The sequence below is a fragment of the Dolichospermum circinale AWQC131C genome, from assembly GCF_000426905.1.
Taxonomy (GTDB): Bacteria; Cyanobacteriota; Cyanobacteriia; order Cyanobacteriales; family Nostocaceae; genus Dolichospermum; species Dolichospermum circinale.
In genome coordinates this window covers 103025-108919 of the sequence record NZ_KE384651.1, presented here as the reverse complement: position 1 = coordinate 108919, position 5895 = coordinate 103025, and the positions used below count along the sequence as shown (strand labels likewise).

The window sequence follows — 5895 nt, the reverse complement described above, 5'->3', positions numbered from 1 at the left end:
ATTAATTACCTCCCAACTTTTAATTAGCTCTAAATTGGGATCAACAGGTTCTAACTTACCTGTGGCCCGATTATATTGATAACTTTTAGACATTAAACTGGGATGGGGAAGTATACAATATTTTTTGTTATCAATTGTAATTGATACTACCATACCTCCAGAGTTGCAGGAGACATTAATTACCTCCCAACTTTTAATTAGTTCTACATTTGGGTCACTAGAAGAATTAGAACCTGGTTTTGGCTGTGGTTCAGCTGGGGAATTAAAACTTGTTTTTGGCTGTAGTTCTACTGGAGAATTAAAACTTGTTTTTGGCTGTGGTTCTACTGGGGAATTAGAACCTGGTTTTGGCTGTGGTTCAGTTGGGGAATTAGAACCTGGTTTTGGCTGTGATTCTGGTAGAGAACCAGGATTTTTAATATAACGTCTTGTAAATATTTCCGAGGCCTTTTGGTAATCCGAAAGTGCGTTTTTAAAATCACCAGTTAAAGTGTAAGCTATAGCGCGGTTAATATAGGCATTAAAATCATCGGGATCAATAATAATACCTAGAGTTGCCACCTTTATAGCTGCTGGATAGTCTTTTAAGTTATTAAGCACATCTGCTTGAATAGTGTACCCATAACTATTGCGAGGATCAAGACGAATAGCTTGTTTAGAAGATTCCAAAGCGGCTTGATATTTTCCCATTTTAATATAAGCCATACCTTGATGGGCATAGGCATTGGCATAGTTAGGATTAAGACGAATTGAGCGGTTAAAATCCTCAAGGGCTGCTTGATCATTTTGTAAGAATAGCTGACTCCAACCCCGGTTGAGGTAGGCATCCAAGTAGTTAGGATCAAGAACAATAGCTTGGTTAAAATCCGTCAGGGCTTCTTGATGTTTGCTTACCCAGGTGTATGAATATCCTCTTTTGAAGTATGCTTCTATATATTTAGGGTCAAGCTTAATTGCTTGAGTAAAATCTTCCGCAGCTTCCCGATAATTATATTGGTCTAGTTTAGTAATACCCCTAGCGTAAAAGTCCTTTGCTGTCTGAGGATTACTTAAATTATTAGCAGGTTTATCAGTAGGACTATCATCCTTGTTCATGGGGGTGTTTTTAACAATTGGCTCATTTGTAGCTAAAAAAGTATTAATAGGAATCCCCGCATTAAATCCCGTTTTTTGTGTCACCACTGCTCCGGTTTCTGTTTTATTCTTAGCTGAAGTATCAGCTAACCCGTGAATAGCCACAACCCTACCAGCAATATCAAACACCGGACCTCCACTATTACCAGTTATAGTTCTGGCATCATAAATCAAACCATAGCCATTCATAGCATTACTAGCGCGAGAAACAACCATTCCCGTAGTAAAAGCAAAATCTCTGGCAGACCCAACTTTACCAAACACCGCTGGAAAACCGCCCACAAAGACATCAGATCCCTCTATCATTTGGTCAGAGTTTCCTAAGGTAGCAATGGGATAATCTTCTGTGGCCACAAAAGTAGCTAAAGCTAAATCCGCGTCGTTTTTAGTTTTCTGTAACACCGTAACATCTTTAACAGGATAATCTTTGCCCGTGTTTGTGCGCACAGAATAAGTAGTGTCTGTAGCGCAAGTAATTTTTCCTGCCCGTCCTAAATCATCACATACTACATGATTAGCTGTGAGAACAGTATAAACATTACCTTGTTTAGCAATAATTACACCTGAACCTCCAGGAGTAAGATCACCCTCTGCATTGATTTGGACTGAAGTGTTTTTAGCAATTTGAGCAATCTTTTGGGTACTAACAGTATCAGCAGCAGATGTTGGTAAAAAAATGACAATATTGGCGATTACTGCCGTAGTTAATATGGTATAGTTGACCCTGGTAAAATATAAACTCATATTCTGATTTTTCCTGTAAATCCTGTTAATTATGTTTGATCTTGGTTAACCATTTCTTGTTCTTTGAGAAAATCAAGAACATTGTTAATAGGAATAGCCCAACTAAGAGATTCCATTTGCAAATAATCTTCTTTTTTTGGTATAGTACCATCAGTAAAGGTAAAAGCATCAATACCTTGAAAAGGATATTTTAATAGCCCATTAATACCAATTAGTTCCCCCTGCTGATTTAAGGTAGGTCCTCCACTCATACCTTGAAAAACATCATTAGTGCTACCTAATTGATAACCACCGGGGAGAGTTTTGGCCAGTTGCATTTTAATAGTTCCAGTTTTGAGTTGAAAGGCTTTAACTCCCCAATTGCGGGTTTCTTCCATTTTAGTGAGCTTCTTGCCCTTGAAGACAAAATGCCAAGCGGGAAAACCAGAAGCGTATACTGTTTCTCCCTCAGAAATAACTTTTGACTTTGGCAATGTTACCACTTGATAATCCTCTGGACTAGTAAATTTCACTAGGGCTAAGTCCAAGTTTTTCCCATTAACACAATTGACCTGCTCTGCTGAATAAATGTTACCATCAGTAGTCAAAATTTCATAACCATCTTCAGGACTATCAGCAACTACATGATTATTTGTTAATACTGTATAAGTTTGCCCTTCATGTTTAATCACTACCCCTGAACCAGAACCAAATTTAGTTAAAATTCTGACAGTCACCTGATTGGCAATTTCGGCAGCCGTAGTATCAAAATTTTCAGGAAAAGTAGTACCCAAAACTACTTGGTGAGAATGGGCATATAACTGAATCACAGAAACAGTTGTAATAAACAGTAAAAACAATCTGCGAGTTATGGGAGAAAACATGATTTTTAGACAAAAAATAGGGGTTAAATCATGCCTACAAATTATAATGAATTATATATTCGTAATTAGGGAAGAGATCAAAACTTCATCTCTTCCTTAATTACTAATTACAAATGACTTTTTTTCCTGGATTAACTCAGATAACCAAGGACTTGAGTTAATAACTACAAGCCTCTGGAATTATCTCTAAAGGCAGGTTGTTTTGCAGGTTGGCTAGTAGACAGACTACGCTTACTTGTTAGCACATCTTCCAATTTGATCTGCACACGACCTTCTGTTTCCCGAACTACACCAGCGCTACTACCTTCACGACTAATTTGCATAATTTGAGCAAGAACTTGGTCGGCTTTCTTCGCGTTTTCTGGTTTGAGGGTAAACAGAGTATTACGTCCATTACAACCAGTGTCAGTGGCAGAAACTACACAAATGACAGTGTTTTTGTTGACTCGACCAGTCATCAACACAACATCTTTGAGGCTGCCACCACTGTCAGCCACAGCCTGACCTAATTTCTTAGTGACAATTTGGCAACGCTGTTGAGGAGTGAATTTCTCACCAAAGTATTTTGAAGCTTGAGGAGTCCAGATAATCACGGGAATAGGCTGTCCACCAGGGCGCTGACCAACGGTAGCTACATTACCCTGACCTTGGGATACACAGCTAAATTTAGTTCCTGTATAGGCTTCCTCCGATGGGTTTATATTTGAATTATTATTACTACTATCCACTTTATTATCTACAGGTGGTAAAGCTTGAACTGTAGAACCCAAACCAACAATGCTAGACAGGGCTAAAGTAGCAACTACAATGGCTGTTTTCAATTGATATTTCATAAGACCTCTAAATGTTAAAAAGAAAAAGAAATGAGACTCTTAGAGTTTCCGGTTGAGAATGTGAAAAAATACTTTGAAGTTTGTCTTGATTGCACAACACCTCTGGTAAACTTTACATTCTCTTACTAATTATAAACCACGAGTAGCAGGTTTGATGCGAGCGGCAGGTTTACCTTTTAGTAAATCGCTCAATTTCACCTGGACACGACCTCTGGTTTCCCGAATTACCCCAGCACTAGAACCTTGACGACTGATTTGAGCTATTTGGGCAAGAACTTGGTTTGGTCTCTTGGCGTTTTTTGGGTTTAAAGTAAACAGAGTATTACCACCATTACAACCAGTATCGTCCTTAGAAAGTACGCAAATGACGGTTTTATCTCCTACTTTACCGCTGGTCAACACAACATCTTGGAGGCTACCACCACTATTAGTCACAGCCTGATTAAATCTTTCTGTCACGATTTGGCAACGGCTTTGAGGAGTAATCTTTTGACCAAAATACTTAGAACTATCTGAAGTCCAGATAATTACGGGAATTGGTTCTCCACCAGGTCGCTGACCAACGGTGGCCACGTTACCATTTTCATCAGGTACACAGGTGAATTGAGTCCCTGCATAGGCTTCCTCGGATAGATCTACATCTGAATCAGCACTATCATCTATAGTATTATCTACTTTTGGGAAAGCCTGAACTGTAGACCCAAAAGCGAAAATACTGGATAAGGCTAAAGTTGCCACTATCATCGCTGTTTTCAGTTGATATTTCATAACACCTCGTAAATATTAAGAATGAAAGACTTGATCACTAATTACTAGTTAGCCATTACCTATTATCTCGACTAAATAGCAACTTGAGTTACTAAGACTTTGCTTTTCTGTAACTCCTAAATGTGATTGTGATCTAAAAATACAGAAACCTATAAACCCCCCCTTGAACGAGAGGAAGTAGGTCTAGGTGAATCTGCTAAAGCTTTGAGGTTACCAGTGGCTTGATTATACTGGTAACGTTTAGCTGTCAAGTCTGGATGGGGCGTAATGCAGTATTGTCTGCGACTCATGATGATGGTAACTACTTCACTACCAGAGTTACAGGTTACAGGTGTTAGTTCCCATTTTTTTAACAGTGCTATGTTAGGATCACCGGATGATAAATCAGCAGTTTGTGAAGGATATGGTGTTTCTGTCGTTGTGACATCAAACATGGTATTGTTTTTCGTGGCATTGTGAAAGTTATAACGACCATTATTGGCAATGACATTGCCACCTGGCTTATTACTAGTCCCCAAATCAGGTAAAGCATTATGAATGAGAACAACACCGTCTCGCTGATTGTTCTGAATTGTATTTTTACGCACTAAAGGTTTAGCAGATTCGGAAATCACTATACCATCTTTGTTTTGAACGATTTGATTTTCCGTTAGCGAGGGGCTGGAAGTATCACCAATGACTAAACCAAAGCCGTTATTCTGAAATAAATTATTACGAATTTCTCCCCGGCTTTTTTTCGTTATGGAAATACCATTAGCACTATTTTGCACAAATCGGTTATTTTCAATGCGAGGATTCCCTTCGCCGGTCACAAAAACTCCGTCCCGATCATTGTTAATAAAGGTACTATTTTTGATAGTTGGGTTAGTTGATTCTACCCATACACCTGTACCCCTTTCATTGGTATTAGTGACGGTTACACCTGCGATAGTGGTATCTTTATCTGCCAAAATAGTAATATTCTGTCTCGCAAAACTGCGAGTGATATGATTACCACCACCAGAAATAACTACTCTCTCACCCCTGTTGGATTCATCACCCCGTAATGTTACCCCTGGTGTGAGTACTATCGGAAATGATTCCTCGCTATAATTACCAGGAGCTAACTGAATAACTGTACCCGGTTTGGCCTGGCTCAGAGCATCAGTAATAGTCTTATACGGCTTTGCTGATGTTCTAGCTTGATCAAGATTTAAACCATTAACAGGGTCAACATAAATTATCGGTGAAACCGATGGCAATTGGGCCTGTGCTGCAAATGTGACACCAAGTAAACTAGATACAGCCAATGTTGTCACTAAAAAGGAGCTTCCTAATCCAAACTTATTTCTCATTAATTACTCCCTGACTTGAGCGATACATCTTTAATTTATTACATTATACACTATAAATATTATCAGTTTATAAAATTTAACATATAAATTTTTACCCTCTTTTCCCCTCTTTTCGCTCGTTCCCCGACAGAGGGGGGGAATGTCACCGGAAGCTTGTACTGTGTTTACTGTATTTGAGGCAGAGCCTCAAACTACCAGGTCTGGGAACGAGTTCACGAG

Annotated in this window: 5 protein-coding genes; all 5 read right to left on the bottom strand. The window is 38.9% G+C overall.

Annotation, left to right across the window (positions count from 1 at the left end):
- Positions 1-1878: tetratricopeptide repeat protein (locus ACIR131C_RS23590; RefSeq protein ID WP_081677227.1), on the bottom strand; the 1878-nt coding region annotated here is incomplete at its 3' end.
- 29 nt (positions 1879-1907) lie between these two features.
- Positions 1908-2741: a S1 family peptidase gene (locus ACIR131C_RS0119775; protein WP_028091562.1), complete on the bottom strand. Its 834-nt coding sequence runs from the start codon at positions 2739-2741 to the stop codon at positions 1908-1910.
- A gap of 164 nt (positions 2742-2905) precedes the next feature.
- Entirely contained in the window at positions 2906-3574 is a 669-nt protein-coding gene (locus ACIR131C_RS23585) for a COP23 domain-containing protein (RefSeq protein ID WP_035372583.1), read from the bottom strand.
- A gap of 129 nt (positions 3575-3703) precedes the next feature.
- Positions 3704-4342, bottom strand: a complete 639-nt coding sequence (locus ACIR131C_RS0119765; RefSeq protein ID WP_028091561.1) for a COP23 domain-containing protein — start codon at positions 4340-4342, stop codon at positions 3704-3706.
- 149 nt (positions 4343-4491) lie between these two features.
- A complete protein-coding gene (locus ACIR131C_RS23580) occupies positions 4492-5676 on the bottom strand; it encodes a DUF1565 domain-containing protein (RefSeq protein ID WP_051347641.1) in 1185 nt (394 codons plus the stop codon).
- Between the last annotated feature and the right edge of the window lie 219 nt (positions 5677-5895).

Excerpts from the sequence above, each read along its gene's own strand:
- ACIR131C_RS0119775 (WP_028091562.1), bottom strand. The coding sequence starts at position 2,741 with ATGTTTTCTCCCATAACTCGCAGATTGTTTTTACTGTTTATTACAACT.
- ACIR131C_RS23585 (WP_035372583.1), bottom strand. The coding sequence starts at position 3,574 with ATGAAATATCAATTGAAAACAGCCATTGTAGTTGCTACTTTAGCCCTG.
- ACIR131C_RS0119765 (WP_028091561.1), bottom strand. The coding sequence starts at position 4,342 with ATGAAATATCAACTGAAAACAGCGATGATAGTGGCAACTTTAGCCTTA.
- ACIR131C_RS23580 (WP_051347641.1), bottom strand. The coding sequence starts at position 5,676 with ATGAGAAATAAGTTTGGATTAGGAAGCTCCTTTTTAGTGACAACATTG.